General features: G+C 39.6%; 1 protein-coding gene. It reads left to right on the top strand.

Annotation, left to right across the window (positions count from 1 at the left end; all coding sequences use genetic code 11):
- Positions 1–95: 95 nt before the first annotated feature.
- Positions 96–809: MFS transporter (locus tag KA878_RS13660; protein WP_210142217.1), on the top strand; the 714-nt coding region annotated here is incomplete at its 3' end.

Here is an 809-nt window from a genome sequence, read left to right as displayed (position 1 = left end):
GGGTTTTACAATATAAATGATTATGAGGTGAGGTTTATGGTGAAAGCAGTGGATTTAGCCTCCTAAAATCACAATATATTTTAGGAGGAAATAAAATGAAAAAGGATAGTAAATCTAAAGAAATGATTCAATCTGAAAAAAGGGGTTCTACTAGGCTCTTAATGATGGTACTCTCCCTATCTGTACTTGTAGGTGCAATTACGGCTGATTTTGTCAATCCCGTACTTCCACTAATAAGCAAAGATTTAGAAGCTTCGAAATCTCAAGTGATTTGGATAGTTAGTGGTATTGCACTTGTTCTTGCGATTGGAGTTCCGATTTATGGTCGAATCTCAGACTTTTTTGAGTTACGAAAGCTATATATCTTTGCCATTATGATTCTGGCAAGTGGTAGTCTTTTATGTGCAATTGCCACGAACCTTCCATTGTTGGTTTTGGGAAGAATGGTTCAGGGTGCTGGGATGTCCGCAATTCCAGTTCTATCAGTCATTGCAATTTCGAAGGTTTTCCCACAAGGAAAACGTGGGGGAGCTTTGGGAATTATCGCAGGAAGTATTGGTGTTGGAACTGCTGCTGGTCCAATATTTGGTGGAGTGGTTGGTCAATATTTAGGGTGGAATGCCTTGTTTTGGTTCACATTTTTGTTAGCCATTATGCTTGTTATTGGTGCCTACTACGCGTTACCGACAATTAAACCGGCAGAATCCGTAGGAAGCAATAAGAACTTTGATTTCATTGGTGGTTTATTGCTCGGCCTCACAGTAGGATTACTCCTTTTTGGTATCACTCAAGGGGAAACTTCTGGTTTT

The sequence above is a fragment of the Staphylococcus sp. GDY8P57P genome, from assembly GCF_017892585.1.
GTDB lineage: Bacteria > Bacillota > Bacilli > Staphylococcales > Staphylococcaceae > Staphylococcus > Staphylococcus borealis.
Note: the sequence above shows the minus strand (reverse complement) of the source record. Positions and strands in the feature narration are given on the sequence as shown.